26 protein-coding genes and 1 pseudogene are annotated in these 25,224 nt (G+C 70.0%); 17 read left to right on the top strand and 10 right to left on the bottom strand.

Annotated features, from left to right (window positions below):
- Positions 1-53: 53 nt before the first annotated feature.
- Positions 54-866 carry a GAF and ANTAR domain-containing protein gene (locus tag ABN611_RS04455; RefSeq protein WP_350278476.1) on the bottom strand — a complete coding sequence of 271 codons (813 nt, stop codon included), beginning with the start codon at positions 864-866 and terminating at the stop codon, positions 54-56.
- 58 nt (positions 867-924) lie between these two features.
- A complete protein-coding gene (locus tag ABN611_RS04450; protein WP_350278475.1) occupies positions 925-1,524 on the bottom strand; it encodes a winged helix-turn-helix domain-containing protein in 600 nt (199 codons plus the stop codon).
- Positions 1,525-1,579: 55 nt separating this feature from the next.
- On the opposite strand from ABN611_RS04450, the gene ABN611_RS04445 reads away from it, so the two are divergent.
- Positions 1,580-2,161, top strand: a complete 582-nt coding sequence (locus tag ABN611_RS04445) for a dienelactone hydrolase family protein (RefSeq protein ID WP_350281593.1) — start codon at positions 1,580-1,582, stop codon at positions 2,159-2,161.
- Between the two features lie 29 nt (positions 2,162-2,190).
- Positions 2,191-3,315, top strand: coding sequence for an epoxide hydrolase family protein (locus ABN611_RS04440; RefSeq protein WP_350278474.1), 1,125 nt, complete (start codon positions 2,191-2,193; stop codon positions 3,313-3,315).
- Between the two features lie 78 nt (positions 3,316-3,393).
- On the opposite strand, the pseudogene ABN611_RS04435 reads toward ABN611_RS04440, so the two are convergent.
- Positions 3,394-3,630: pseudogene (locus ABN611_RS04435) on the bottom strand (GNAT family N-acetyltransferase); the annotation flags it as partial.
- A 232-nt stretch (positions 3,631-3,862) separates the two neighbouring features.
- Between ABN611_RS04435 and ABN611_RS04430 the strand changes: the two are divergent.
- Positions 3,863-4,354 carry a helix-turn-helix domain-containing protein gene (locus ABN611_RS04430; protein ID WP_350278473.1) on the top strand — a complete coding sequence of 164 codons (492 nt, stop codon included), beginning with the start codon at positions 3,863-3,865 and terminating at the stop codon, positions 4,352-4,354.
- Here the strand turns inward: ABN611_RS04430 and ABN611_RS04425 are convergent.
- Complete coding sequence (locus tag ABN611_RS04425; RefSeq protein WP_350278472.1) at positions 4,351-5,232, bottom strand: helix-turn-helix transcriptional regulator; 882 nt, start codon at positions 5,230-5,232, stop codon at positions 4,351-4,353. The two genes, ABN611_RS04430 and ABN611_RS04425, sit on opposite strands and share 4 nt — an antisense overlap.
- Before the next feature lie 166 nt (positions 5,233-5,398).
- On the opposite strand from ABN611_RS04425, the gene ABN611_RS04420 reads away from it, so the two are divergent.
- The gene (locus ABN611_RS04420) at positions 5,399-6,229 is read left to right on the top strand and encodes an SAM-dependent methyltransferase (RefSeq protein WP_350278471.1); all 831 of its coding nucleotides are present in this window, start codon (positions 5,399-5,401) and stop codon (positions 6,227-6,229) included.
- Between the two features lie 54 nt (positions 6,230-6,283).
- Here ABN611_RS04420 and ABN611_RS04415 read toward each other — a convergent pair whose 3' ends face one another.
- On the bottom strand, positions 6,284-6,838 hold the full coding sequence (locus ABN611_RS04415) for an XRE family transcriptional regulator (protein WP_350278470.1): 555 nt from the start codon (positions 6,836-6,838) through the stop codon (positions 6,284-6,286).
- 69 nt (positions 6,839-6,907) lie between these two features.
- On the opposite strand from ABN611_RS04415, the gene ABN611_RS04410 reads away from it, so the two are divergent.
- Genes ABN611_RS04410 through ABN611_RS04385 form a run of 6 tightly spaced genes read left to right on the top strand, consistent with a single transcriptional unit; the run spans position 6,908 to position 10,954 of the window.
- Positions 6,908-7,594 carry an AzlC family ABC transporter permease gene (locus ABN611_RS04410; RefSeq protein ID WP_350278469.1) on the top strand — a complete coding sequence of 229 codons (687 nt, stop codon included), beginning with the start codon at positions 6,908-6,910 and terminating at the stop codon, positions 7,592-7,594.
- Complete coding sequence (locus ABN611_RS04405) at positions 7,591-7,914, top strand: AzlD domain-containing protein (protein ID WP_350278468.1); 324 nt, start codon at positions 7,591-7,593, stop codon at positions 7,912-7,914. The genes ABN611_RS04410 and ABN611_RS04405 overlap by 4 nt, the downstream gene beginning before the upstream one ends.
- A 20-nt stretch (positions 7,915-7,934) precedes the next feature.
- Positions 7,935-8,576: a hypothetical protein gene (locus ABN611_RS04400; RefSeq protein ID WP_350278467.1), complete on the top strand. Its 642-nt coding sequence runs from the start codon at positions 7,935-7,937 to the stop codon at positions 8,574-8,576.
- A 4-nt stretch (positions 8,577-8,580) separates the two neighbouring features.
- Positions 8,581-9,282, top strand: a complete 702-nt coding sequence (locus ABN611_RS04395; protein ID WP_350278466.1) for a tyrosine-protein phosphatase — start codon at positions 8,581-8,583, stop codon at positions 9,280-9,282.
- Between the two features lie 42 nt (positions 9,283-9,324).
- Positions 9,325-10,209, top strand: coding sequence for an ABC transporter permease (locus ABN611_RS04390; RefSeq protein ID WP_350278465.1), 885 nt, complete (start codon positions 9,325-9,327; stop codon positions 10,207-10,209).
- The gene (locus tag ABN611_RS04385; protein ID WP_350278464.1) at positions 10,196-10,954 is read left to right on the top strand and encodes an ABC transporter ATP-binding protein; all 759 of its coding nucleotides are present in this window, start codon (positions 10,196-10,198) and stop codon (positions 10,952-10,954) included. Before ABN611_RS04390 ends, ABN611_RS04385 begins: the two co-directional genes overlap by 14 nt.
- Here ABN611_RS04385 and ABN611_RS04380 read toward each other — a convergent pair.
- Positions 10,951-11,946 carry a glycosyltransferase family 2 protein gene (locus ABN611_RS04380; protein WP_350281592.1) on the bottom strand — a complete coding sequence of 332 codons (996 nt, stop codon included), beginning with the start codon at positions 11,944-11,946 and terminating at the stop codon, positions 10,951-10,953. The two genes, ABN611_RS04385 and ABN611_RS04380, sit on opposite strands and share 4 nt — an antisense overlap.
- A 12-nt stretch (positions 11,947-11,958) precedes the next feature.
- Positions 11,959-13,443, bottom strand: a complete 1,485-nt coding sequence (locus tag ABN611_RS04375; protein ID WP_350278463.1) for an LCP family protein — start codon at positions 13,441-13,443, stop codon at positions 11,959-11,961.
- 246 nt (positions 13,444-13,689) lie between these two features.
- Here ABN611_RS04375 and ABN611_RS04370 point away from each other — a divergent pair, with 246 nt between their 5' ends.
- From ABN611_RS04370 to galE, 3 genes are all read left to right on the top strand, one after another.
- Positions 13,690-14,523, top strand: a complete 834-nt coding sequence (locus tag ABN611_RS04370; protein ID WP_350278462.1) for a serine protease — start codon at positions 13,690-13,692, stop codon at positions 14,521-14,523.
- A 63-nt stretch (positions 14,524-14,586) separates the two neighbouring features.
- The gene (locus ABN611_RS04365) at positions 14,587-16,674 is read left to right on the top strand and encodes a spermidine synthase (RefSeq protein WP_350278461.1); all 2,088 of its coding nucleotides are present in this window, start codon (positions 14,587-14,589) and stop codon (positions 16,672-16,674) included.
- A 146-nt stretch (positions 16,675-16,820) separates the two neighbouring features.
- Positions 16,821-17,774, top strand: a complete 954-nt coding sequence (gene galE, locus ABN611_RS04360) for a UDP-glucose 4-epimerase GalE (RefSeq protein ID WP_350278460.1) — start codon at positions 16,821-16,823, stop codon at positions 17,772-17,774.
- Here galE and ABN611_RS04355 read toward each other — a convergent pair.
- On the bottom strand, positions 17,771-18,550 hold the full coding sequence (locus ABN611_RS04355) for an SDR family NAD(P)-dependent oxidoreductase (protein WP_350278459.1): 780 nt from the start codon (positions 18,548-18,550) through the stop codon (positions 17,771-17,773). The two genes, galE and ABN611_RS04355, sit on opposite strands and share 4 nt — an antisense overlap.
- Positions 18,551-18,552: 2 nt before the next feature.
- Positions 18,553-19,233 (bottom strand): TIGR03089 family protein, encoded by a 681-nt coding sequence (locus tag ABN611_RS04350; protein WP_350278458.1) that lies wholly within the window; start codon positions 19,231-19,233, stop codon positions 18,553-18,555.
- Positions 19,234-19,314: 81 nt separating this feature from the next.
- Between ABN611_RS04350 and ABN611_RS04345 the strand changes: the two genes are divergently transcribed.
- The 4 genes from ABN611_RS04345 to ABN611_RS04330 are packed head-to-tail and all read left to right on the top strand — an operon-like array spanning position 19,315 to position 23,945.
- On the top strand, positions 19,315-20,652 hold the full coding sequence (locus ABN611_RS04345) for a hemolysin family protein (protein ID WP_350278457.1): 1,338 nt from the start codon (positions 19,315-19,317) through the stop codon (positions 20,650-20,652).
- Positions 20,649-21,725, top strand: a complete 1,077-nt coding sequence (locus ABN611_RS04340; RefSeq protein WP_350278456.1) for a hemolysin family protein — start codon at positions 20,649-20,651, stop codon at positions 21,723-21,725. The genes ABN611_RS04345 and ABN611_RS04340 overlap by 4 nt, the downstream gene beginning before the upstream one ends.
- A gap of 43 nt (positions 21,726-21,768) precedes the next feature.
- Entirely contained in the window at positions 21,769-22,839 is a 1,071-nt protein-coding gene (locus tag ABN611_RS04335; protein WP_350278455.1) for an NAD(+)/NADH kinase, read from the top strand.
- 11 nt (positions 22,840-22,850) lie between these two features.
- Complete coding sequence (locus ABN611_RS04330; protein ID WP_350278454.1) at positions 22,851-23,945, top strand: sugar phosphate nucleotidyltransferase; 1,095 nt, start codon at positions 22,851-22,853, stop codon at positions 23,943-23,945.
- A 552-nt stretch (positions 23,946-24,497) separates the two neighbouring features.
- Here ABN611_RS04330 and ABN611_RS04325 read toward each other — a convergent pair.
- On the bottom strand, positions 24,498-25,175 hold the full coding sequence (locus ABN611_RS04325) for a DUF3105 domain-containing protein (RefSeq protein WP_350278453.1): 678 nt from the start codon (positions 25,173-25,175) through the stop codon (positions 24,498-24,500).
- Positions 25,176-25,224 lie beyond the last annotated feature (49 nt).

Below are 25,224 nucleotides of genomic sequence, written 5' to 3'. Positions count from 1 at the left end.
ATGCGGTACACCTCACGGCACCAGGACGTGTGCGGCCGGAACCGCGGGCCGGGTCACGTCCTGGTGTCACCATCGCGCGACGGACCCTGCTCGCCGTCGCCGCCGGGTGGCGCCTCACCTGAACTCACCGACTCGAACGCACGGCTGTCGACCGGCGGCCTGCCGGTGTGCCGGACGATCAAGGCGCCGGCGACATCGCGCAGCTTGCGGTTGTTGTTCTGCGAATGCTTGCGGAGCAGCTGGAACGCCGTCCTGGCGTCACATCGCTGCTGGCCCATCAGCAGCCCGAGCGCCTGGTCGATCACCGACCTCGACGCCAGCGCCTGCTCCAGCTGCTCGCTCAACTGTGACTGCCGCACCGCCCCCGCGGCGAAAGCCAGCGTCGTGGACGCCTGCTCGGCGTACGCCGCCGCTCGTTCGCGGTCGGCGGCGCTGAACGTGTCGGGCCGGTCGTAGCCGTACAGGTTCATCGCGCCGATCGACCGCCCGTCGACGATCAGCGGCAGGGCGATCGACGCCTTCACGCCTGCCTCCCGGGCCAGGTCGCCGTACCTCGGCCACCGGCGCTCGCTGCTGTAGTCGGCGACGTCCACCACGACGCCCTGCTGCAGCGCCTCCAGGCAAGGTCCCTCGCCGAGGCTGTACTGGTACTCGTCGGCCACCGAGGCCCGTGCGTCGCTGGACACGATCGTCCGCGGCTGTCCGTCGTACCGCGTGGTGATCCCACACGAGGCCGGCGGCTCGACGACCTTGGCCGCGACGTCGGCGAGCTTGGCCAGCAACTCCTCGAGCCGCGGCGCGCCGAGCAGCAGCGAGTGCAACGAGGTCAGCGCGTCGACCAGCGGCGCATCGCCATTGTCATCCACTGTGCCCACCCCCGGAGAACCCTCCGTTCCACGCTACGCCGCCGCGGGCGGCTCGGCATCAGGTCGAGGACTCGTCGTCGGCCGGCGGCAAGGTCGGGTAGTCGACGATCGGGTACAGACCGACGGTGAAGCCGTACGTCGTACCGCCCGCGCGGGGGAGCTGGTCGAAGGAGTGGATCAGCGCGTCCACCTGCTTCCAGAACTCCGCCGCGCGATCCTCGGGGATGCGGGCGTGCCGGATGAACGACCGCAGCTGTCCCGCGTCGTACGCCGGTTTGGACTCCTCGACCGCGACCTCGAAGTCGTTGAAGTCGTGCGGCAGCTGCCCGTCCTTGCCCTGGCGGCCGAGCCCGACGTAGAACATCCGGGCCGCGCGCCCGTAGAACCGCTCCTCGATCGCCCGCACCCGCCGGGTCCGGACCACCTGCAGGATGCCCGCCTCGGTCAGCACCTTCACGTGGTGCGCGACCGTGCTCTTCGGCCGCCCGACCGCGGTGGCCAGTTCGGTGACGGTCGCGGCCCGCTCGTGCAGCAACCCGAGGATCGTCGTCCGGAGCGGGTCGCTGATCGCCCGCACCTGCTCGGCGGTGGTCAGCTCGAGCTCGTCCAGCAGCTCGTAGTCGGGGACGGGACTGTTGATCGGCCTGTTGATCGGCATGGTGCGAATAGTCTACCGTTTCCGATTGTTCGAGATAATTGGATCATTGGAGCTGATGATGGCCGAGGTCGTGCTGTACCACCATGCGCAGGGACTGACCGACGGGGTGCGGGCGTTCGCCGGCGAGCTCCGGCGGGCGGGCCACACCGTCCACACGCCGGACCTTTACGAGGGGAACACCTTCGCGACGCTCGAGGAGGGGATCGAGTTCGCGCGGTCGACCGGCTTCGGCACGGTCCTGGAGCGCGGGGTCGCGGCCGCGCAGGACCTGCCGGCCGCCGTCGTGTACGCCGGCTTCTCGCTCGGCGTGATGCCCGCGCAGAAGCTGACCCAGACCCGCCCGGGCGCCGTCGGCGGATTGTTCTTCGACGCGTGCCTGCCGGTCGAGGAGTTCGGCACCTGGCCGGACGGCGTCCCGGCGCAGGTGCACGGCAAGGACCAGGACCCGTACTTCGCCGAGGAAGGCGGCGACCTGGACTCCGCCCGCGCCCTGGTCGCCGCCGTCGACACCGCCGAACTGTTCCTCTACCCCGGCAAGCAGCACCTGTTCGCCGACTCCTCCCTGCCCGGGTATGACGAGGCCGCCGCGAAGCTGATGACCCAGCGCACCCTCGACTTCCTCGCGAAGCTCGGTTAGGTGCTCGCCAGCGGGTTACAGTGCGGCGGATGATCTCTGAGTTTCGGATCGACGTGCCGGGCGCCGAGCTGCGGGAGCTGCGCGAGCGGCTTCGGGAGGTTCGTTGGCCGCGGCAACTACCTGGTGATGGCTGGGAGCGGGGTGTGCCGGTCGGCTACGTCCGGAGCGTTGCCGAGCGGTGGGCGGCGTACGACTGGCGGGCTTGGGAGGCGCGGCTCAATGCGTATCCGCAGTACGTGACCGAGATCGACGGGCAGCGGATCCACTTCCTGCATGTGCGGTCGCCGGAGCCGGCGGCCTTGCCGTTGGTCCTGACGCATGGGTGGCCGGGGTCGGTGGCGGAGTTTCTGGAGGTGCTCGGGCCGTTGACGGATCCGGCGGCGTACGGCGGGGATCCGCGGGACGCGTTCCACGTGGTGGCGCCGTCGGTGCCGGGGCACGGGTTCTCGGTGCCGTTGACGGCGGGGTGGGACCACGCGCGGATCGCCCGCGCCTGGGTCGAGCTGATGCACCGCCTGGGCTACGAGCGGTACGGCGCGCAGGGCGGTGACACCGGATCGGTGGTGTCACCAATGGTCGGGCAGGCGGATCCGGATCACGTGATCGGCGTCCACATCAACGGGGGACTGGCGTACCCCGCGCTCGAACCAGGCGATCGCGAGCAACTCGACGACGTCGAGCGCGAGCGGCTCGCGGCGGCCGGGCGGTTGCGCGCGGTCGGCACCGGGTACGCCGACCTGCAGGGCACGCGGCCGCAGACGGTCTCCTTCGGACTGAGCGATTCACCGATCGGCCAGCTGGCGTGGATCCTGGAGAAGTTCTGGGAATGGACCGATCCCGAGCGCGCGCTGCCCGAGGACGCCGTCGACCTCGACCACCTGCTGACCGACGTGTCGATCTACTGGTTCACCAACACCAGCGCGACATCCGCCAACCTGTACTACGAGAACCGCGGGGCCACCGACGACATCAGGCCGGGCGTGCCGACCGGTGTCGCGGTCTTCCCGACCGATCCCGCGATCCGGCGGGTGCTAGAGCGCAGGCACCACATCGTCCATTGGTCGGAGTACGCGCGCGGCGGGCATTTCGCCGCGCTCGAGGCGCCCGACTTGCTCGTCGACGACATCCGGGCCTTCTTCAGGCTGGTCCGGTAGCCGGGCGGGGGCCACGAAGCTCAACAGCGCGCCGTCGCGTTCCACCGTCGCGTCCGGCCAGCGGCGCCGGACCATCCGGATCGAGCGTTCGTTGGCGGCGCTCACCACGAACAGGAAATGCGTCGCGCCGGCCGCGATCGCATCGGCCGCGGCGACCGACAGCATCCGGATCCCGAGCCCGCGGCGCTGCTCGTCCTCGGCGATCACGGCCGCGAGTTCGGCGGTCGCCGCACCGGGTGCCCAGGCCCACATCGCGTGCCCGACGATCGCGTCGCGCCGGGTGGCGACGAACGCGGCACCGGTCGGGCACAGCATCCGCAGCAGCAGCGCCGCGCGGGGCGGCGTACCGATCGCGGTCTGGAAGCGGAAGTAGCGGCTGAGATCGGTCAGCCCGGTCAGCATCCTGGCCAGCTCGTCCGCGTCTGGTTCGCCGGCGCGGCGGACGAGTGGCGGGCCCGTCTGAGTCTGGTTCACGGATTCAGCCTTGCCGGATCGTGCTGAGTCTGTCAAGCAGACTTATCGAAAAGTGCGGATTATCATGGCCTGCATGGGTACGGCGATCAGCGAACAGGTGCCGGAGGCGATGCACTGGTCCACGGAGAACTGCACGATCTCCCGGACCATGGACATCCTCGGTGACAAGTGGACCTTTCACGTCCTGCGCGAGCTCTTCGTCGGCGTCCGCCGGTTCGAGGACATCCGGTCCCGGGCCGGCATCCCGCGCCAGGTCCTGACCGAGCGGCTCGCGGCGCTGATCGAGCGCGGCCTGCTCCGCCGGCATCCGTACCGGCTGCCCGGTCAGCGCGAGCGGTCGGAGTACCGGCTCACCCAGGCCGGGCTCGATCTCTACCCGGTGCTGGTCGCGATGATCCAGTGGGCCGACCAGTACCTCCCGCTGGACGAGGGTCCGCCGATCGAGCCGCGGCACCGCGGCGACTGCGGCGAGCGCGTCACCGTGGTCATGCGCTGCGACGCCGGCCACGAGCCGACGCCGCGCGAGGTCGCGTTCCGCCCCGGCCCCGGCGCGACGCGACGCTAGCGGTTGTCGAGGCGCTCGATCGCGCGCCGGATGATCCCCTCGGTCTCGCGGGGCTGGGCCGCGGAGATCGTGACGGCGTCCATGGTGACGACGTAGGTGTCTAGTTCCTCGCGCTTGTCGAGGTAGACGGCGCTGGTCAGGTGCTCGATGTAGACGATGTCGGGCAGGTCGGCGTCGTTGAACCGCAGCAGCGTGAACGCGCCCCCGGTCGCCGTGTAGCCGCCCTTGTCGAACGGGATGATCTGCAGCGTCACGTTGTGCCGTCGCGAGGCCTCGATCAGGTACTCCAGCTGGGCCCGGAAGACCGTCGGGCTGCCGATCGGCCGTTGCAGCACGGACTCGTCGACGATCGCCCACAGCCGCGCGGGTCGTTGCCGCGTCAACACTTCCTGGCGGCTCATCCGCAACGACACCAGCCGGTCGACCTCGGCCCGCGGCAGCGCGACGTCCTGCCGTCCGAGCTGGATGATGGCCCGCGCGTACTCCGGTGTCTGCAGCAGCCCCGGGACGAACTGCAGCTCGAACGTCCGGATCAGGTCGGCCGCCATCTCCAGGCCCAGGTAGTCGTGGAACCAGATCGGCGTCAGGTCGTCGTACCGCTGCCACCAGCCGGGGTCGTTCGCCTGCTGCGCCATGGTGAGCAGGCGTTCGCGCTCGGCCTCGTCCTCGAGTTTGTAGAACGTCAGCAGGTCGTCGACGTCGCGCACCTTGAAACTGACCCGGCCGAGTTCGAGCCGGCTGATCTTGGACTCCGAACCGCGGATCTCCCACGCGGCCTGGGTCCGGCTGATGCCGGCCGCCTCCCGCAGCCGGCGCAGGTGGGTGCCGAGGATGATGCGTTGAGCGGTCGGGCCGCCGTACGCCCCCGGCTCTGTCACCTCTGACCTCCCAGCAGCGGTGTTCAGGTGTGCAACCAGTTGATCCTTTCATAACGGATCGTGAATGTGTCCACCCGCACGCGCCGACACGGTGTGTTCAGTGCGCCGTACTCTCGGTAGAGTCGGTCGAACCAGACTTCCCGATCGCTCTCTGCGAGGTTCACTGATGGTCGATGCCACCAAGGCACCAAGTTCGAACCCGGTCGGCGTCGACACCTCCCGGGCCAGTATCGCGCGAGTGTACGACGCCTTCCTGGGCGGCAAGGACAACTTCGAGGTCGACCGCGAGGTACTGCGCGGGGTCCAGCGCGCCGCGCCGCAGGCCCAGGACCTGGCCTGGTCGAACCGGAACTTCCTGATCCGCGCCTGCCGGTTCCTGGCCGGCCAGGCGGGGATCACGCAGTACCTCGACTGCGGGTCCGGCCTGCCGACCGCCGAGAACACCCACCAGGTCGTGCAGCGGATCCAGCCCGAGGCCAAGGTGCTGTACATCGACAACGACCCGGTGGTGCTCGCGCACGGCCGCGCGCTGCTCGAGGAGAACGAGAACACACTGTTCGTCAGCGCCGACATCTTCGACCCGGACGAGGTGCTGGGCCACGAGGAGGTGCGCGGCTTCCTCGACTTCGACCAGCCGATCGCCGTGATCCAGAACGGCACGCTGCACCACTACATCGGCACCGAGGGCGCGCAGATCATGCAGAAGTACGTCGACGCGGTGGTGCCCGGGTCGTACACCGTGGTCTCGCACTTCTTCGACCCGGAGACGCCGGAGCATTCCGAGGTCGCCCGGAAGATGGAGGAGAAGTTCATCCACAGCCCGATGGGCAGCGGCAGGTTCCGCACCCGCGCGGAACTGATGGAGTTCTTCCCCGGCCAGGAACTGGTCCCCCCGGGTCTGGTGCTCTGCGACGACTGGTGGCCGGACGGCCCGCGGATCAAGCCGCTGAACCAGGTCGAGGAGTGCATCGTCGGCGGGATCGGCCGCAAGGTCTGAGACGTCAACTGTGGTTGCCCGGAGCATTGATTGCTCCGGGCAACTTTTTCTGTGTCAGACGTGCTCGGAGACCAAGGTCGCCGCGGTGCCCTCCTCAAGGGCCTGGAAGATGTGCGGGAGGTCGCCCGGGTAGGCGATGTAGTCGCCCGGGCAGAGTTCCACCGGGTCGTCGAGCGGGCCGACCAGGGCCCGGCCGGAGCCGAGGATGACGTGCTCGACGACGCCGGGCATGTGCGGGTCGGACTTCCGACCGGGGCCGGGGGAGGCGACGATCCGGTACAGGTCGCGGCGCGCGTTCGGCGGGCTGGACGCGACCAGCGTGGCGCTGTAGTCGGCCTGGTCGGAGTAGATCGCCGGCCCCTCGCCGGCCCGGATGATCTGCACCTTCGGACGCGGCGGGTCCAGCAGCGCGGCGAACGGCGTGTCGAGCGCGACCGCCAGCGCCCACAGGGTTTCCACGCTCGGGTTGCCGGTGCCGGACTCGAGCTGGGACAGCGTCGACTTGGCGACGCCGGCGCGTTTCGCGACCTCGGTCAACGACAGTCCGGCCCGGGCGCGGTGCCGGCGCAGCGACGCGGCGATCACGTCCAGCGGGGCTCTGTTCTCCATCGGTGTTCGCTCCATCGGTCCAGTTGTTCGGCTTGACGAACGAATGGCGGCATGTTCATCATAGTGCCCATGCGTTCGATCTGGCGAACACTCGATCGGGGACTCGCCCGTGACATCGGCCTGGTGTGCCTGGCCGACGGCGTGGTCGGCGTGTCGTACGGCGCGATCAGCGTCGGCGGCGGGCTGCCGTTGTGGGTGCCGATCCTCCTGTCGGTCGTGGTCTTCGCGGGCGCGTCGCAGTTCCTCTTCGTCGGGATCGTCGCGGCCGGCGGCAGCCCGATCGCGGCGATGATCGCCGGCCTACTGGTGAACAGCCGGCACGTCGCGTTCGGCCTGGCGGTCAGCGACGTGATCGGCAGCGGCTGGCGGCGCTGGCCGGGCAGTCACCTGATGACCGACGAGAACGTCGCGTTCGCGATGGGCCAGGACGAACTCGAGCAGCGCCGGGCGGCGTACTGGGCGGGCGGGATCGGCATCTTCGTCTGCTGGAACCTCGGCGTCGTCGTCGGCGGTCTGGCCGGCTCGGTGATCACCGACACCGACGTGTTCGGGCTGGACGCGGCCTTCCCGGCGGTCCTGCTCGCGCTGGTGCTGCCGGCCCTGCGCGACCGCTCGACGCGTACGGCGGCACTCGTCGGCGTCGTGGTCGCGCTGGCGGCCACGCCGTTCCTGCCCGCGGGCTTGCCTGTGCTGCTCGCCCTGGCCGGGCTGCTGTTCTACCGCGTGGGGAAGCCCGCGCTGGAGGTGTCGCGATGAACAACACGCCGTTGCTGCTGATCGGGATCGGAGTGCTTGCCATCGGCACCTTCTCGATGCGGTTCGCGGGTCCGGCGCTGCGTAGCCGGGTCGAGGTGCCGGAGCGGATGCAGCAAGTGCTCGCCGCAGCCGCGATCGTGCTGCTGACCGCACTGGTCGCCACCGCCGCGCTGACCGACGGGCAGGGACCCGCCGGTGTCGCGCGCCCGGCAGGCGTGCTCGTCGGCGGGGTCCTTGCCTGGCGCAAGGCGCCGTTCGTGCTCGTGGTGGTGGCCGCCGCGGCGACGGCGGCAGGTTTGCGCTTGCTCGGCGTGCCCTAGTCAGCAGCTACCGTTCAGGTATGACGACGTACCCCGGGTTGCCCGCGGCGCCGAAGAAGTCGGTCCTGCCGGCGATCGCGATCGCCTGTTTCGTGATCGGCGCGCTGGTGACCGGGTTCTTCGTCTGGCGGATCGTGGTGACGGCGCCGGGCTCGCCGCAGCCGATCGAGGACGGCACGGTGCACCTGGAGAAGGAGGGCCTGACGATCTACGCCTCCATCCCGGCGCTGCGGCCGCCGTGTACGGCGCAGGACGCGAACGGCGCCGACGTACCGCTCAAGGGCCCGACCGGCTCGGAAACCATCACGATCAACGGCAACACCTGGTACGTCGTGGCGCGATCGACCCAGGCGGTACCGCCCGGGGACTACACGATCTCCTGCAGCGACGACGAGACGAGCGCGGCGTACGCCGCCGGCCCCAAGATGTCGGTGATGGCCTTCGTGCTGTCGATCCTCGGGACCGTCTTCTCCTTCCTGATCTTCATCGGGCTCGGCTGCACGCTGCTGGCCGTCGCGGCGGTGAAGAAGCGCCGCCGGAACCGTCCGACGAACACGTTCCCGGGGCCACCCGGCAACTACTACCCGCCGCAGGGCAACACGTTCCCCGCGCCGCCGCCGTACAACCCGGGCCCGAACCCGGACCGCCCCCAGGACAGGTGACCCGATGGATCTCGACTGGCCCGGCTGCCGCAACGTCCGCGACGTGGGCGGCCTGCCGACCGCCGACGGCCGGGTGACCAGAACGGGTGTGCTGATCCGCGCCGACAGCCTGCAGTACCTGACCGACGACGGGGTCGAGTGCGTGCGGCGGTCCGGGGTGACCCGGATCCTCGACCTGCGCGCCGACGGCGAGGTCGCGCTCGCGCCGACGCCGTTCACCGGTACGCCGCTGGCGGTGCGGCAGTCGCTCGTTGACCCGGCGGACCCCGACCACGGGCAGCCGACCATCGTCGAGGCGTGCACGTGGATGCTCGACAAGCGGCCCGAGCTGTTCGCGGCCGCGGTGAAGGCGATCGCCGACGAGCCGGACGGCGCGGTGGTCGTGCACTGCCACGGCGGCAAGGACCGCACCGGGATGATCGTCGCGCTCGCGCTGAGCGTCGCCGGCGTACCGGAGGAGGAGATCGTCGCCGACTACTTCCTCACCCAGGCTCGGCTCGCGGCCTGGCTCGAGGAGCAGCTGGCTGCCGAGCTCGACGCGTCGAAACACCCGGAGATGATGGAGTTCCGCGACACCCGCGCCGAGTCGATCGTGGCGATCCTGCGGCACCTCGACACGAGATACGGCGGGCCGGAGGCATACCTGCGCCACGGTGGTCTGACCGACGAGGATCTCGCGCGACTGCGCGCCCGGCTCGTGGCCTGACCTGCGTCACGGTCGCATCACGCAGCGCAGTACATTGTCGCAATGCCGACCGCCGGGACCGACCCTGCAGGGCTCGCAGGGCTGGCCGAACGCTACGGACTCAGCAAGAGCTCGGTCCGGCCGCCGCTCGGGGCCTACCTGCGCGAGCTGTGGAGCCGCCGCCAGTTCGTCGTCAGCTACGCGGCGGCGCGCACCTACGCCATGTACTCCGGCGCACGCCTCGGCTCGCTCTGGCAGGTGCTGACACCGCTGCTGAACGCGGCGGTGTACTACCTGGCCTTCGGCGTGCTGCTCGGGACCAAGAACGGGATCGACAACTACGTCGCGTTCCTGCTCAGCGGGATCTTCGTCTTCACGTTCACGCAGCGCTGCATGACCGAGGGCTCCCGCTCGCTCGCGCTGAACCTGTCGCTGATCCGCACCCTGCACTTCCCGCGCGCGACGCTGCCGCTGGCCTACGTACTGAACGAGCTGAACCAGCTGCTGGTGTCGTTCGGCATCCTGTTCGTGGTCGTCGGATTCACGGACGGACCCTCGTGGCGCTGGCTGCTCGTGCTTCCGGCGATGCTGCTGCAGGTGATGTTCAACATCGGGATCACGCTGGTCTTCGCGCGGATCGGGACGTTCGTGTCCGACATCACCCAGCTGCTGCCGTTCGTCACCCGGACCTGGTTGTACGCCTCCGGCATCTTCTTCTCGTTGCCCGGGAAGCTGTCCGAGGTCGAGGCGCCGGGCTGGGTGACGCAGCTGCTCGCGTTCAACCCGATATCGGCGTACATCGACATCGTCCGGCGCTCCCTGCTCGACGAGCACGAGCCGAACCAGCTGCCGCACGCCTGGCCGATCGCGATCGTCTGGTCGTTCGTGATGCTGGCGGCCGGGTTCTGGTACTTCTGGCAGGCGGAGGACCGCTATGGGCGAGGCTGAACCCACGGTCATTGCGGACCGCCTCGACATCATCTACAAGGTGATCGCGGGCCAGGGCGGCAAGGGTACGGCGGCCACGGCGTTCCGGCGGATCCTCAAGCGCCAGGACCGGCCGACGATCCGCGAGGTGCACGCGGTCAAGAACGTCAGCTTCACGGCGTACAAGGGCGACGCGATCGGCGTCATCGGCCGCAACGGCTCGGGCAAGTCGACGATGCTGCGCGCGATCGCGGGCCTGCTGCCGCCGGCGTCCGGGGCCGTCTACACCGGCGGCCGGCCGTCGCTGCTCGGCGTCAACGCGGCAATGATGAACGACCTCACCGGCGACCGCAACGTGGTCCTCGGCTGCCTGGCGATGGGGATGTCCGGGGACGAGATCCGCCGCCGGTACGACGAGATCGTGGAGTTCTCCGGCATCGGCGAGTTCATCGACCTGCCGATGTCGACGTACTCGTCCGGGATGGCCGCGCGGCTGAAGTTCGCGATCGCGTCCGCGAAGACGCACGACATCCTGCTCGTCGACGAGGCACTGGCCACCGGGGACGCCGAGTTCCGGCTCCGGTCGGAGCGCAAGATCAAGGAGCTGCGCGAGCAGGCAGGCACCGTGTTCCTGGTCAGCCACAGCCTGGACGTGGTGCGGGAGACCTGCAACCGCGCGCTGTGGCTGGACGCCGGCGTGCTGAAACTCGACGGGCCGGTCGACGAGGTCGTCGCCGCCTACATCAAGTCCACCCGCAGTAGCTAGGCCCTCGGGCGCTCGCGGAGGCCGACCAGGAAGCCGAGGCCCCAGGAGATGTGCATGGTCGCGCAGACCAGCGGCAGCCAGAACAGCGCCTTCCAGGGCAGGTAGCGGCCCTCCATCGCGGAGCCGAAGATCAGCAGCAGCGCGTAGCCCAGCGGCGCCAGGAAGCCGATGTCGAGCCAGCTGATGCCGGTGGCCAGGCCGATGATGCCGAGGATCGTGCCGACCGTCAGGCCGATCACCGCGACCGGCGGCGCCAGGTACCGCTTGCTGGCGGTCTCCGGGTGCCGGCGGATGACCTCGCGGCGCCACTGGCCGGTGTGGAAGAACTGCTTGGCGACCGCGGACAGCGAGGACCGCGGCCGGTACGTGACGGACAGGTCCGGGCTGAACCAGATCAGGCCGCCGGTCTTGCGGATCCGGTAGTTCAGCTCCCAGTCCTGGGCCCGGTGCATGGTCTCGTCGAACCCGCCGACCCGCTCCAGCGCGGCGCGCCGGAACACACCGAGGTACACGGTGTCGGCCGGACCGGCCTTGCCGCCCTGGTGGAACGTCGAAGCGCCCAGGCCCAGCCGGGAGCGGTACGCGCAGGCGACCGCCATCTCGGTCGGCGTCCGGCCTTCGGCGGCCATCACGCCGCCGACGTTGTCCGCGCCGCTCTCCTCCAGCACCTCGACGGCGCGGGTGATGTAGCCGTCGGTGAGCGCGCCGTGCCCGTCGACCCGGACCAGGATGTCGTGCTTGGCGTGCGCGATGCCGACGTTCAGCGCGGCCGGCGTCTTGCCGGTCGGGTTCGGCACGATGCTGATCCGCGGGTCCTTCTCGGCCAGCTTGTCCGCGATCTCCTGGGTCCGGTCCTTGCTCGGGCCGATCGCCAGCACGACTTCGAGCTCACCCGGGTAGTCCTGCTCGAGAACGCGGCCGACCGCCTCCTCGAGATGACGTTCCTCGTTCAGCACGGGCATCACGACGGACACAGGTGGCCAGGTGGACAGCGGCATATCAGGTCAGGCCTTACAGATCGAGGCGACGTCGTCGACGCCGGTGGCGGGTGTGGTCGGTGAGCTGGTCGGCTTCTTGGTGGTACTCGTGCTCGGCTTCTTCGTCGTACTGCTGGTCGGCTTGCTGCTACTCGGAGTGCTCGAAGTCTTACCGTCTCCTCCTGAGCCTTCCTTGTCCAGCGATTCGGACTTCGCGATCGCCTCCGCGACCTTGGTCCGGATCAGTGCGAAGTCCGGGTTGCCGGTGTGGATCAACGGCGGGACCGCGGAGAAGCTTGACACCGGCAGCTTCTTCGCGTCCAGCGCGAGATCGGTGAAGGTCCCGAGTTCACCGGCCGGGATGCTGGTCTTGACCACCTGTTTGCTGGCCGCGGCGATGCCCTGGAACTTGGTCAGCACGGTCTGCGGCGACAGCTGGTTCAGCATCGCGGACATCACGCACTTCTGCCGCGCCATCCGCTCGTAGTCCGACGACTCGGCGCGGGACCGGGCGAACCAGAGCGCGTGGTACCCGTCCAGGTGCTGGTTCTTGCCGGCCTCGATGTAGCCCTTGATCGGCGAGCTGCCGCCGCCGATCGGGACCCGCTTGCCGATGTCCAGGGTGATCCCGCCGACCGCGTTCAGCAGGTCCCGGAAGCCGGCCAGGTCGATCAGCACGAAGTAGTTGATCTTCAGCCCGGTGACCGCCTCGACGGCCTGGGTGGTCGCGGTCTCCCCGGGGTTCGGGTCGCCGGGGAACAGGTTCTTGTGGTTCATCGCGTACGTGTAGACGGCGTTCAGCAGACACTCGGAGCCGCAGTCCTTCCACCGGAAGCCCTCGGGGAACTGCTTCGCCATCGCCGTACCGGCCGGGAACGGGACCCGGGCCAGGTTCCGCGGCAGGCCGATCAGGACGGTCCGGCCGGTGTCCGCGTCGATGCTGGCCACGGTCATGCTGTCCGGCCGGGTGCCGATCCGGTCCGCGCCGGAGTCGCCGCCCATCAGCAGCACGTTGTAGCGGCCCTTCTCGGCCTTCGACTTCTCGCCGCTGCCGAACACGCTGGCGACGAAGTCGCGCTGGGTGTTCACGATCACGCTCGCGTAGATCAGCGCGCCGACGACCACGAAGATCAGCACACCGTCGAGGATGCTCGCGGTCAGCCGGTGGTTCCGCTCCAGCATCAGCGGCTGGCCGAGCCGGTACGCGTCCACGAACAGCGCCGCCCAGCCGAGCGCGAGCAGGATCAGCAGCACCTGGACGATCCGCAGGGTGCCCGGCCGGGCCAGGATGTTGATCGTGCCGGACCGCCAGATCAGGCCGAGCAGGACGAAGAAGACCACGATCGCGATCAGGCCGAAGACCACCCGCCACGCCCACCGGCCGGCCTTCCGGCTGCCCGCGACGATCTGCGCGGACCCGGGCAGCACCAGCGTCATCAACAGCAAGGTGAGCGCCCGCTTGAACCGGACCGGCTCGCGGAGATTGCGCAGGTCTGGCTTCTCCTGCGGCATGACGTCCTTCCGTTCTCCTGCGGGCGGCTCTGCCGACCGTACCTTGTCCTCCAACCGACGCCTGGTAGGACGTGCCGGGTGCGTGGATGGTTCGGGCCTGGGCGGATCCGGAGACGAAGAGTAGCAGTCCGGACACGGAGTGCAGGAAAACCCCTGCGCTGACCCTGCTTGACGCGGCTGTGATGGTTCGGGGCGGAGGGATGCGTTACGAAGGCCAGTACGCCCAACCAGTGAGGAAACCGCCCCATGAAACTCTTCCGCACGCTCCTGGCCGCCACCGCGGTCGCGACGACCTCCCTCCTCGGCACCGGCTCCGCCCACGCCGCGGCGCCCGGCGCCGACTTCACCGGGATCGCAGCGCTCAGCAACTGCTCCGCGTCCCTCGTCCGGTACGCCGAATCCGCCGCCACCGACAAGGCCCTCGTGCTCACCAACGGGCACTGTTACGAAGGCGGCTTCCTGCAGCCCGGCCAGGTCCTGGTGAACCGGACCTCGACCCGGTCGATCACGCTGCTCCGGCCGGACTCCAGTCGGGCCGGCACGATCCGCGCCGAGAGGATCCTGTACGGCACGATGACCAAGACCGACATGATCGTGTACCAGGTCAACGAGACCTACGCCTCGATCAAGAGCCGGCTGAACGTGACGCCGCTGACGCTGGCCAAGCAGGGCCCGGCCGACGGCGCCGGCATGGCCGTGGTGTCCGGGTACTGGAAGCGGATCTACACCTGTTCGGTCCAGGCGACGATCCCGCAGCTCCGCGAGGGCGACTGGACTTGGCAGAACTCGATCAAGTACCGGCAGCCCGGCTGCGAGACGATCGGCGGTACGTCGGGTTCACCGGTCGTGAGCACCACCACCGGTGAGGTGATCGGGGTCAACAACACGGGCAACGAGGACGGCGAGCGCTGCACCGTGAACAACCCCTGCGAGGTGGACGCCGCCGGCAACGTCACGGTCGACCAGGGCGCGGCGTACGGCCAGCAGACCTGGTGGCTCTACACCTGCCTGACCGCGAACCGCACGCTCGACCTGAACAAGTCCGGCTGCGAACTGCCGAAGCCCGCCCGGCGCCGCTGACCGTCCGTGACTGCCCTGCGGGGGTGACGCGGAACACTCTGATATCCGGTAACGTCGCCCCGCATGGCAGTCGACTCCGCTACTGATCAAGTCGTCACGACCGGTTGGCCCAGCCCGTTCGGAGTCCGGACACGGTTGGTCGCCGCCAGCGCGCTGATGCTGTTCGTCGAGCTCGCGCTGATCCGCTGGACCGGTTCGAACGTCGTCCACCTGAGTTACTTCTCGAACTTCGTGCTGCTCGGCTCGTTCCTCGGGATCGGGATCGGCGTACTGCGGTCCAGCCGGGCGAAACGGCTGCCGTACTACTCACCGATCATGCTCGGCCTGCTGGTCCTGGTGATCGCCTGGAAGCCGGTGACCGTCGACCGCGGCACCTCCTCGAGCGTCATCTACTTCACCAGCCTGAACACCACCGGCCCGCCGGTCTGGGTGATCCTGCCGATCATCTTCGTCGCCGCCGCCGTCGTGCTGGCCGGCCCCGCCGAACTCGTCGGCCGCTGTTTCGCGGAGCTTCCGCGACTGACGGCGTACCGCTTCGACCTGGTCGGCAGCCTGATCGGCATCATCACGTTCACCGGGTTGTCGTTCCTGGGCGCGCCGCCGATCTGGTGGGGCCTCCTGGCCACCGCGGTGTTCGGGCTGCTGATGATCCCGCGGAGCTCGGCGGTTCCCGGCCGGCGCGCGGTCGCCACCGGGGTGAGTGCCGCGCTGGTGCTGTCACCGCTGCTGGTGATGCTCGGCGTGCTGTTCCACGAGTCGACCCGGCCGGACAACAGCTGGTCGCCCTACTACAAGGTGCAGACGAAGAAGTCGAGCTGGGAGGGCGTACCGCTGCTCACCATCACGGTGAACGGCGTACCGCACCAGCAGGCGATCCCGGCGGACGCCCGGCTGCAGTGGGAGCCGCAGTACGGCCTGCCGTACGAGCGGGCGAACGCGGGCAAGCAGCCGAAGAACGTGCTGATCATCGGCGCCGGCTCGGGGTCCGACGTGGCGATCGCGCTGAAGAAGGGCGCGACGCACGTGGACGCGGTCGAGATCGACCCGGAGATCCGCGACATCGGCAAGGCGCTGCACCCGGACCGCCCGTACCAGGACCCGCGGGTGACGTCGCACATCGACGACGGGCGCGCGTTCCTGTCCCGGACCGACAAGAAGTACGACCTGATCCTGCTGGCGCTGCCGGACTCGCTGACGCTGGTGAACGGCGCGAGCTCGCTGCGGCTGGAGAGCTATCTGTTCACCCAGCAGGCGTTCGAGTCCGCGCGGGACCACCTGAACCCGGGCGGCGCCTTCGCGATGTACAACTACTACCGCGAGACCTGGCTGATCGACCGGCTGGCATCGACGGCGGAGCAGGCCTTCGGGCACAAGCCGTGCGTGGACAAGATCGGCGACGGCCTGCAGCAGGCGGTCGTGACGGTCGGCCTCACCGAGCAGGACCAGAGCTGCGGCAACGAGTGGGCCGGCGCCACCGAGGCCACGCCGCCGCCGGCAACCGACAACCGCCCGTTCCTGTACCTGTTCACCGACCGGATCCCGGGGCTGTACCTCGTCACGCTCGCGCTGATCCTGGTCGCCGGTCTCGTCGGCGTGGCGATCGCCGGCGGCGGGGCGTCGTACAAGCGGATGCGGCCGTACGCGGACCTGTTCCTGCTCGGCGCGGGCTTCATGTTGCTGGAGACCAAGAGCATCACCGGGTTCGCGTTGCTGTTCGGTACGACGTGGGTGGTCAACGCGATCGTGTTCGCCGGCGTGCTGGTGGCGGTGCTCGCGGCCGTCGAAGTGACGAGGCGGTTCAAGACGCCGCCGATGAAGGTGATGTTCGCCGTGCTGTTCGGCGGGCTCGCGTTGTCGTGGGTGTTCCCGGACAGCTGGCTGCTGGCGATGCCGGTCGGGTTGCGGGCGGTGGTCGCGGTGCTGATCGCGTTCCTGCCGATCTTCGCGGCGAACGTGATCTTCGCGAAGCGGTTCACCGACACCGCCGACGGCACCGCGTCCTTCGGCGCCAACCTGCTCGGCGCGATGCTCGGCGGCTGCCTCGAGTACGCCGCCCTGATCATCGGCTTCCACGGCCTCCTGATCATCGCCGCCGTGCTCTACGTCGGAGCGTTCCTGCTGACACCGAAGACCAGATCGGTCGCCGGCTAGCGACCGCCAGGCCATCACAATCGCCCGCAACGGCAGGCTCCACGCCTGGGCGCCGGCCGCGACGCCGATTGTGATGGCCTGGGGATCGGTACACAAACGGCCCGTCCGCGGGTGCCCGGGTGGCGCCGGGTGGCAGGATCTGGGGCATGACGTGGCTCGTGACTGGTGGTGCTGGGTACATCGGGGCGCATGTGGTGCGGGCGTTCCGGGAGGACGGGATCGACGTGGTCGTGATCGACGACCTGTCGAGTGGCAAGGCGGAGTTCGTGCCGGACGGGGTGCCGTTCGTGCGGGCGAGCCTGCTGGACGGTGCGGCGGTGCGGGAGGCGCTCGACGGCGCCGACGGTGTCGTGCACCTCGGCGGGTTCAAGTACGCCGGGGTGTCGGTGGAGCGGCCCTTGCACACCTACACGCAGAACGTCACCGCGATGGTGACGCTGCTCGAGGCGATGGCGGACAAGCAGGTCCGCAACATCGTCTTCTCCTCCAGCGCCGGCGTGTACGGGACCCCGAAGGACGAGGTCGTCACCGAGGACACCCAGCCCGACCCGCAGTCGCCGTACGGCGAGTCGAAGCTGATCGGTGAGTGGCTGCTCCGCGACCAGGCGGCCGCGACCGAGCTGCACCACACCTCGCTGCGCTACTTCAACGTCGTCGGTTCCGGCGACCCGACGGTGTACGACGCCTCGCCGTACAACCTGTTCCCGATCGTCTGCAACCTGCTGACGCAGGGCAAGGTGCCGCAGATCTACGGCACCGACCACCCGACCCCGGACGGTACGTCGGTCAAGGACTACGTGCACGTCGCGGACCTGGCCCGCGCGCACGTCGCGGCCGCTCGCGCGCTCGAGTCCGGCAAGACCCTCGAGCGCGTCTACAACCTGGGCAGCGGCACCGGTACGTCGGTCCGCGAGATCATGGACGCCGCGCGCCGGGTGACCGGCATCGACTTCACCCCGGCCGAAGGTCCGCGCCGCCCCGGCGACCCGTCCCGCGTCGTGGCCAACGGCGACCTCGCGGCCCGCGACCTGGGGTGGCAGAACACCTACACCGTCGACCAGATGTTCGCCACCGCGTGGGAAGCCTGGCCGAAGGGCTAGTACTCCTTCTTGAACGGTCCCGACGGCGTCAGGTCGATGACGCCGGGGCCGGTCAGGACGCCGCCCTCGACCGGGAGGGTGTGGCCGGTGATCCAGGAGGCGTCGTCGGAGGCGAGGAACGCGACCGCGGCCGCGATGTCCTCCGGCTCGCCGACCCGGCCGAGCGGGTACATCGTCGCGAACCGGTCGAGGGTCTCCTGCTGGTCGTCCCAGTTCGGCGTCCGAATGGTGCCGGGGGCAACGACGTTGAACCGGACGCCGAGCGCGCCGTACCGCGCGGCGTAGTTGACCGTCATCGCGATCTGGCCGGCCTTCGCGGCGGAGTACTCGACGTTGCCGAAGGCGGCGATGCCGTTCACCGAGCTGATCGTGACAACGTTCCCGCGGTGCTTCACCAGTTGCGGGAGCGCCGCCTGGATGCAGCGGGACGCGCCGACCAGCGTCAGGTCGAGCTGGGCGTGGAACTCCTCGGCGGTCGCGTCCTCGGGCGCGGACCGGACGATGCACCCGCCGGCGTTGTTCACGACGACGTCGAGCCGGCCGAACCGGTCGACCGCGGCCGCGACCGCCGCGTCCACGTCGTCCCGGTTCGTCACGTCGACGCGCACGGCCAGCGCCCGCTCGCCGATCGACGCGGCGACCTCGCCGGCCTTCTCCTGCTGCAGATCGGTGACCACCACCGACGCGCCCTCGGCCGCCAGGCGCCGCGCGACCGCGGCCCCGATGCCCTGCGCCGCCGCTGTGACCAGCGCGACCTTTCCCTCGAACCGCTGCACGGCTACCCCTCCAAGACCCGGTCGACCTTCTCGTCCGCGACCCGGCGCTCCAGCTCGGCGGCGTCCAGGTTGCGGCAGAGGACGATCGAACCACCCCCGGCGATCACGCCGACGAGCAGGGCCAGCCCCGCGCGGTCGGTCAGCGTCCGCGTCACGAGGATCCGGTCGCGCACCGGTTCCGCCATACCGATCAAGTCCTCGTGGGTGAGCTCGTCGTACGCCGGGGAAGCGGGCGTCGGCGGGTCGAACGGGACGAACACGTCCGGGTGGTTGTAGACCTCGGCGCCGTAGTCCTGGATGCCGTCGGGCAACGGCTCCCGGAAGCGGCCGCCGAGCGGCAGCAACGCGGACGCGGCGGTCTCGCGCTCGCCCCGGATCGCGAAGTCGGGCCCGGTGATCGCGACGGTCCCGGTGCCGCTGGTCAGCGCCGCGCCCACCGACCAGGTGGACAGCGCCCAGACCACGCCCAGCCAGTGCGGCGGCAGTCCGATCGCCACCGTCTCGCCGGCCTCGAGGTCGTACTCGTCGACCAGCAGGTTCGCCGTCTTCGCGACCCAGTTCGCGGTGGTGAGCGCACTCAGCTCGATCCGCTCGCCGGTCGCGTCGTCGTAGTAGGTGAGGAACGGCGCGGCGCCGTCCCGGCGGACCGCGGCCGCGAACAGCTCGGGCAGAACTCGTGACATATGACCCACCCTACGGTCCGCCTCCCCGCCGCGACCGACCCCGTGGTACTGCCGTCGGTGGAGTTCTCCTAGAGTCGGATCATGCTGATCCTGGCCGGTCTGGGCCTGATCCTGGTGCTGACCGTTGCCACCGGCTACTTCGTCGCGCAGGAGTTCTCGTACGTCGCCGTCGACCGGAGCCGGCTGCAGACGCTGGCCGCGGACGGTGACGCGGCCGCCGCCCGGGCACTGAAGGTCACCGCGCGGTTGTCGTTCGTGCTGTCCGGCGCGCAGGTCGGGATCACGATCACCGCCTTGCTGGCCGGGTACGTCGCCGAGCCGTATCTCGGCGAGGGCCTGCAGCGCCTGTTCGGCACCGCCGGGGTCCCGGCGGCCGCGAGCGTGTCGATCTCGGTGATCCTGGCGTTGCTGCTGGCAACGATCATCCAGATGGTGCTCGGCGAGCTGGCGCCGAAGAACCTGGCGATCGCCCGCGCCGAGGCGATCGCGCTGCGGCTGTCCCGGTCGACGCTGGTCTACCTGGCGGTCGCGGGCCCGGTGATCCACCTGTTCGACTCGGCGTCGAACCGGATCCTGCGCCGGGTGGGCATCGAGCCGGTCGAGGAGCTGCCGCAGGGCGCGACGGCGCAGGAGCTCGACCGGATCATCGAGACGTCGTACGAGCAGGGGTTGCTGGACCAGGACACCATGCGGCTGCTGGACCGCGGCCTGGACTTCCGCGGCCGGACCGCGGGCGAGGCGATGGTGCCGCGCGTCGATGTGATCACCATGCACCGCGAGGAGCCGCTGACCCGGGTGGTCGAGCTCCAGGACACGGGGCACAGCCGGTTCCCGGTGATCGGTGCGACGGTCGACGAGGTGATCGGCGTGGTCGCGATCGGCGACGTGGTCGAGCTCGAACCGGCCGACCGCGCGACGATCGCGGTCGGTTCGCTGGCGTCGCCGCCGGTCGTCGTACCGACCACGCTCCCGCTGCCCGGCGTCCTGGAGCGGTTGCGGGTCGCGCGGCGGCAGCTCGCGATCGTCGTCGACGAGTACGGCGGGTTCGCGGGCATCGTGTCGCTGGAGGACATCGCGGAGGAGCTGGTCGGCGAGATCCGCGACGAGGACGACCTGCCGGAGGCGGGACCGGTGCAGGGCGGCGACGGATCGTGGGTGCTGCCGGCCCGCTGGCGGCTCGACCAGGTGTCGGAGGCCACCGGCGTCCAGCTTCCGGACGGTGACTACTACGAGACGGTGTCCGGCCTGGTGATGGCCCGGCTGGGGCGGATCCCGGCGGTCGGTGACGCGCTGGTGGTGGAGCTGCCGCACCGGATCGACCACGACGGGCGGCCGGTCCCGGCCGAGTTCGTCCGGCTCACGGTGCAGACGATCGAGCGCCGGGTGCCCGGCATCGTCCTGCTGGAGCGGGTGTCATGAGTACTCCGCTGGCGTTGACCATCTCCGTCGTCCTGCTCGCGCTGAACGGGTTCTTCGTCGCGGCCGAGTTCGCGCTGGTGGCGTCGAAGCGGCATCGGCTCGAGGAGGCGGCCGCGTCCGGCAGCCGCTCGGCGCGGGCCGCGATCGCCGGGGTCAGCGAGCTGTCGCTGATGCTCGCGGGCGCTCAGCTCGGGATCACCTTGTGCACGCTGGGGCTCGGATCGCTGAGCGAGCCGGCCGTCGCGCATCTGCTGCACCCCCTGTTCGAGCTCGCGCACCTCCCGGAGGCGGTCGGTCACGTGATCGCCCTGATCATCGCGGTGGCCGGGATCGGCCTGTTGCACGTGCTGCTCGGCGAGATGGCGCCGAAGTCGTGGGCGATCAGCGACCCGGAGCGGTCGGCGCTCGTGCTGGCCCTGCCGTTCCGGGGCTTCACATACCTGTTCCGGCCGCTGCTGCTGGTGCTCAACTGGCTCGCGAACCTGTGCGTCCGGCTGGTGAAGGTCACACCGCAGAACGAGATCGCCAACGCGCACGGCCCCGACGAGCTGCGGCTGCTGATCCAGTCCTCCCGCGAACACGGCACCCTCGAGGAGCCCGAGCACGAACTGCTCACCGCGATGCTCGCACTGCAGAACACCACCGTCGGCCAGGTGATGACACCGATCGACCAGCTGTCCACGGTCGCGGCGACCGCCTCCGCCCGTGAGGTCGAGCTGACCAGCCGCCGCGAAGGCCACTCCCGCCTCGCCGTCGTCACGCCCGGCCCTGACGGCACGCCCGGAATCTGCGGCATCGTCCACGTCCGGGACGCGGCCCGCGCGACCACCGCCGGCGCCACCACCAGGCCCGCGTCCGACCTGATGACCGCGGCGCTCGAGCTCGGCGACAACACCCCGGTGGCCAAGGCGATCCGCACCATGCGCGACGAACGCGCCCAGCTGGCCGTGGTCTGCGGCGGCCCGTCCGCGGGCCCGATCGGCGTCGTGGCCCTCGAGGACCTGCTCGAAGAAGTCATCGGCGAGTTCGACGACGAAACCGACCCGATCATCACCGCCACCCGCACCGAGTAGATTCCCGGCTACGGTTGGGGTGGCGAGGCCGGAGGAGGGTGTTGTGGCGATCAGGCGGCTGGGGCTGGTGGTTCACCAGGGGCGGCCGGTGGCGGTGGAGACCGCCGGGACCGTGCGGGAGTGGGCTGCCGAGCACGGGATCGGGTGCACCGACATCGACGTCTGGACGGATCACGAGGAACGGCGGACCGGGACCGAGGAGCTGCACCACGCCGGTGACCCGGACCTCGTCGTGACGCTCGGCGGCGACGGGACCTTCCTGCGCGGCGCCCGGATCGCCGCCAAGAACGACGCCGCCGTCCTCGGCGTCGACCTCGGCAAGGTCGGGTTCCTCACCGAGGTCGCCTGCAAGGACGTCGAGGCCGCACTGGAGGCGGTGCACCACGGCGGAGCGACGTACGAGGAACGGATGACGCTGACCATGCGCGCGTCGCGGCCGCTGGAGATCCCGACCGGCATCGAGTCGCTGCTGCGGTACGGGCACGGGCCCGCGCTGCCTCCGCCGCCGGTCCGGCACGAGATGGCCGAGGGCGACGGCTGGGGGATGGCGCTCGACGTCACCGCGCTGAACGACGTGGTGGTGGAGAAGCTGGCGCGCGACCACCAGGTGGCGCTCGGCGTGTACCTGTCCGGCCGGCTGCTGGCGTCGTACTCCGCCGACGCGGTGATCGTGGCGACGCCCACCGGGTCGACGGCGTACAGCTTCGCCGCCGGCGGGCCGATCCTGTCGCCGAACACGGAGGCGATCGTGTTCACCCCGGTCGCGCCGCACATGACCTTCAACCGGACGGTGGTCGCGGCGCCGGACGAGCCGATCGCGCTGCGCGTGCTGCCGCATTCCGGACAGGCCGCGGTCAGTATCGACGGGCAGCTTCGCGGCGTGCTCGATCCGGGGGACTGGATCGGCGTCTACGGGTCGCCGCGCCGGTTGCGGCTGGTCCGGCTGGGCCCGACCGACTTCTACGGGCGCCTGCGCGACCGCTTCCGGCTCACGGACGCGCCCGCGACGGCGCTCGACGGCGAGGCCGAACTGTTCTGGCAACCGGCCGATTCGCCGGTGCCTCCCGACCTCCAGCACCTGCGGATTCCGCAGCCGCCTGGTGACGACCGGTAGGGTCTCTCCTCATGCGAAACGTGGTGATCCTGGCGGGTGGTTCGGGGACGCGGCTGTGGCCGATGTCCAGAGACGACAGGCCGAAGCAGGTGCTGCCGCTGGCGGCCGGGCAGTCGTTGCTGCGGGTGGCGTACAACCGGCTGCTCGGGCTGGTCGAGCCGGAGAACATCTACGTCTGTACGGTCGGCGCGATCACCGACGTCGTCCGCAAGGAACTGCCGGAGCTCGGCCCGCACAACATCATCGGCGAGCCGGCCCGCCGGGACACCGCGAACGCCGTCGGGCTCGCGTCCGCCGTGGTGGCGCGCAACGACCCGGACGCCGTGGTGGCGTTCGTCGGGTCGGACCACCTGATCAGCCCGGAGGAGGAGTTCCGGGCGGCGATCGAGCACGGGTTCGAGGTGGTGGAGGCGCGGCCGCGGTCGCTGGTGACGTTCGGGATCGAGCCGACCCATCCGCACACCGGGCTCGGGTACATCGAGCGCGGGGCGCCGATCGAGGGTACGTCGGCGTACGTCGTGGACCGGTTCCGCGAGAAGCCGGACCGCGAGACCGCCGAGGAGTACCTCGCCACCGGGCGGTTCTGGTGGAACTCCGGGATGTTCGTGTGGCGGGCGTCGACCGTGCTGAGCGTCCTCGACGAGCTGCTGCCCGAGTCGGCCGCGCGGCTGCGGGAGGTCGCCGCCGTCTGGGACACCCCGGAGCGGGACGCGACCCTCGAGGAGATCTACCCGAACCTGCGCAAGATCAGCGTCGACTACGCGGTCATGGAGCCGGCCTCGCAGGGCAAGGTCGACGCGGACGTGGTCGTCGTACCGATGCCGGTGCACTGGCTGGACGTCGGCTCGTGGGCCGCGCTCGCCGACACGTACGCCGCCGACGAGCACGGCAACCGCACCGACAGCATCACGCTGAGCTGCCTGCTCGACTCCCACGACAACATCATCGTCACCGACGACCCGGACCACCTGGTCGCCGCGGTCGGCCTGCGCAGCCACATCATCGTCCACACCCAGGACGTCACCATGGTCTGCCCGCTGTCCGACGGCGAACGCGTCAAGGACCTGGTCGCCCAGGTCCAGTCCGACCACGCCAGCTACCTCTAGGCCGTGGTAGCCCCACGCGTGCTCCGCAGTCGCTAGCCTCGTCGCTTCGCTCCTCAGACGCGACCGCTCCGCGCGCTCCCACCCACCCGCCGGCCAGCGCCGGCATTCACGCGCTGGCGCGCGAGTGACCGCCCCGTCCAACTCGTGCTGCGAAGGTGCAGGCACAGCGCGTACCGTCTCGACAGGTCCGCGCACCGGCCTGTCGAGCGACGCAACGCAGTCGAGCGGCCCAGCCGGAACAGTCGCGCTCCCGGGTGGGCCGCTCGCTATTCGTTGAGTTGTGTGGGCCCCATGACAGCAACCGACAGCTCACCCTCACGACTCGCGGGCGTCTCGGCTCTCAGCACCAACGGGCGTCGGCCAACCCTTCGGTCGCGGCAGCAGCCGCTGACCGCCGATGGCAGTCGGCAACAAGCGCGCCGACACCATCCGGAGGGCAGGTATGAGCAGCGCGTTGCACGGCGACGCGGCAGCCACGCGCGCCCCGTTGGGCTATCCCAGTACCTGTCAGCTGTTGTTGGTCAGTGCAGTACCCTGTCAGCTTTTGGCTGATCAGCCGCCGTTCGGCTCCTGGGCGTCGGCGGCCGGGTACTTCTCCATGAACTGCTTGAGGGCGTCGCCGCTGACCGAGCCGCAGAACTGGCGGTGGCCGAAGGACTTCTGGTCGGCGCCGGGGGCGCTCCAGTGCGCGAACGCGAGGTTCTTGCCCTCGGGCCAGCCCTTGCCCTCGTCCTGCTTGAAGGGCGCGGCGATGAACTTGCCGATCGACGACTCCGGGAGCTTCGACTTGGAGATCTTCTCGATCTCGTCGATCTGGTCCTTCGGCAGCGTGTCCTTGTACCAGAGGATCGTGTAGCCGTGCTCCAGGTTGTGGACCAGGTTCTCGACCGCGGGCCGGTCGTCCATCGTGTAGAACTTCTTGCTGAACGGCGCCCAGTCCGCGTAGTGCGGGCCGGAGGACGGCGGCGAGACCGCGTACGCGATCTTCTCCCCGTCCGGGCGGTGGTCCTGGGTGCCGCCGCCGTCGTCGTTGGTCGGCGCGTCGCAGGACGCCGCGGAGGCGGCCACGCCGAAGTCGGTGAGCGCCGCGTTCTTGGTCCGGGAGTCCTGGATCAGCCGGATCGCCGGGTAGGCGATGATGGCCAGGCCGATCACGATGGAGCACACCACGATCAGGATCGTCCGGCGGCGGTCCGAGCGGGCCTGCTCGCGCTGCATCTTCTCGATCATCTCGCGGCGCGACTGTTTCTGCGACGACGCTTTACCCACAGTGTTGGTC

Source organism: Kribbella sp. HUAS MG21 (assembly GCF_040254265.1).
GTDB lineage: Bacteria > Actinomycetota > Actinomycetes > Propionibacteriales > Kribbellaceae > Kribbella.
The sequence above is the reverse complement of the archived record's forward strand: the minus strand, read 5'-3'. Positions and strand labels throughout refer to the sequence as shown.

Excerpts from the sequence above, each read along its gene's own strand:
- ABN611_RS04450 (WP_350278475.1), bottom strand. The coding sequence starts at position 1,524 with ATGCCGATCAACAGGCCGATCAACAGTCCCGTCCCCGACTACGAGCTG.
- ABN611_RS04445 (WP_350281593.1), top strand. The coding sequence starts at position 1,580 with ATGATGGCCGAGGTCGTGCTGTACCACCATGCGCAGGGACTGACCGAC.
- ABN611_RS04440 (WP_350278474.1), top strand. The coding sequence starts at position 2,191 with ATGATCTCTGAGTTTCGGATCGACGTGCCGGGCGCCGAGCTGCGGGAG.
- ABN611_RS04430 (WP_350278473.1), top strand. The coding sequence starts at position 3,863 with ATGGGTACGGCGATCAGCGAACAGGTGCCGGAGGCGATGCACTGGTCC.
- ABN611_RS04420 (WP_350278471.1), top strand. The coding sequence starts at position 5,399 with ATGGTCGATGCCACCAAGGCACCAAGTTCGAACCCGGTCGGCGTCGAC.
- ABN611_RS04415 (WP_350278470.1), bottom strand. The coding sequence starts at position 6,838 with ATGGAGAACAGAGCCCCGCTGGACGTGATCGCCGCGTCGCTGCGCCGG.
- ABN611_RS04410 (WP_350278469.1), top strand. The coding sequence starts at position 6,908 with ATGCGTTCGATCTGGCGAACACTCGATCGGGGACTCGCCCGTGACATC.
- ABN611_RS04405 (WP_350278468.1), top strand. The coding sequence starts at position 7,591 with ATGAACAACACGCCGTTGCTGCTGATCGGGATCGGAGTGCTTGCCATC.
- ABN611_RS04400 (WP_350278467.1), top strand. The coding sequence starts at position 7,935 with ATGACGACGTACCCCGGGTTGCCCGCGGCGCCGAAGAAGTCGGTCCTG.
- ABN611_RS04395 (WP_350278466.1), top strand. The coding sequence starts at position 8,581 with ATGGATCTCGACTGGCCCGGCTGCCGCAACGTCCGCGACGTGGGCGGC.
- ABN611_RS04390 (WP_350278465.1), top strand. The coding sequence starts at position 9,325 with ATGCCGACCGCCGGGACCGACCCTGCAGGGCTCGCAGGGCTGGCCGAA.
- ABN611_RS04385 (WP_350278464.1), top strand. The coding sequence starts at position 10,196 with ATGGGCGAGGCTGAACCCACGGTCATTGCGGACCGCCTCGACATCATC.
- ABN611_RS04375 (WP_350278463.1), bottom strand. The coding sequence starts at position 13,443 with ATGCCGCAGGAGAAGCCAGACCTGCGCAATCTCCGCGAGCCGGTCCGG.
- ABN611_RS04370 (WP_350278462.1), top strand. The coding sequence starts at position 13,690 with ATGAAACTCTTCCGCACGCTCCTGGCCGCCACCGCGGTCGCGACGACC.
- ABN611_RS04365 (WP_350278461.1), top strand. The coding sequence starts at position 14,587 with ATGGCAGTCGACTCCGCTACTGATCAAGTCGTCACGACCGGTTGGCCC.
- galE (WP_350278460.1), top strand. The coding sequence starts at position 16,821 with ATGACGTGGCTCGTGACTGGTGGTGCTGGGTACATCGGGGCGCATGTG.
- ABN611_RS04350 (WP_350278458.1), bottom strand. The coding sequence starts at position 19,233 with ATGTCACGAGTTCTGCCCGAGCTGTTCGCGGCCGCGGTCCGCCGGGAC.
- ABN611_RS04345 (WP_350278457.1), top strand. The coding sequence starts at position 19,315 with ATGCTGATCCTGGCCGGTCTGGGCCTGATCCTGGTGCTGACCGTTGCC.
- ABN611_RS04340 (WP_350278456.1), top strand. The coding sequence starts at position 20,649 with ATGAGTACTCCGCTGGCGTTGACCATCTCCGTCGTCCTGCTCGCGCTG.
- ABN611_RS04330 (WP_350278454.1), top strand. The coding sequence starts at position 22,851 with ATGCGAAACGTGGTGATCCTGGCGGGTGGTTCGGGGACGCGGCTGTGG.
- ABN611_RS04325 (WP_350278453.1), bottom strand. The coding sequence starts at position 25,175 with ATGATCGAGAAGATGCAGCGCGAGCAGGCCCGCTCGGACCGCCGCCGG.